At 59.9% G+C, this 573-nt stretch carries 1 pseudogene; it reads left to right on the forward strand.

What is annotated here, in order from left to right:
* Positions 1-361 precede the first annotated feature (361 nt).
* Positions 362-573: pseudogene (locus AAFM29_RS18045) on the forward strand (formamidase); the annotation flags it as partial.

Below are 573 nucleotides of genomic sequence, written 5' to 3' on the forward strand. Positions count from 1 at the left end.
TCCTTGTTCTTGAACTGGCCGCCGGGGACCATGCGGTGGAAGACGCCTTCGGGGCGCGCGTCGTTTTGCCAGCCGAAAACCTCGGCATAGAATTTGCCGGCGGCGGAGGGATCGTCGCTGGCTAGGTCAACGAAGATTAGCGTGTTGGGCATGGCTCTCGTCCTTTTGCGTGTGTGAGACCGATTGTCTGGCGATGCTGTGACAGGAGAGGCCCTGCAACTCTTTGCAGAGGGCGTTCTGATTCTTGATGCGACGCAGGCTGGCGGCCGATCATGCAAGTTTGCGTGCGCCGCGCGACAAGACCTCGCTCACCCTTACGACGAAGAAGAAAGGGCAATCAGCCGCAAGGAGATCCTAAATTATGTCGCTGGTCAAATCCCCGTTCGACGAACGCGTCACGATCCGCCCCAAGGCGTTGCACCGCCTTAAAGCCACGCCCGAAACGGTTCACTGGGGCTATTTCTCGCCCGAACAGAAGCCCGCGCTTTACGTGAAGAGCGGCGACCTGATCGAAGCCGAGGCCATCACCCATCACGCCGGCGATGCGCCCGACCTGATGATGGACGATGGCAT

The sequence above is a fragment of the Erythrobacter sp. genome (genome assembly GCF_038133525.1).
GTDB lineage: Bacteria > Pseudomonadota > Alphaproteobacteria > Sphingomonadales > Sphingomonadaceae > Qipengyuania.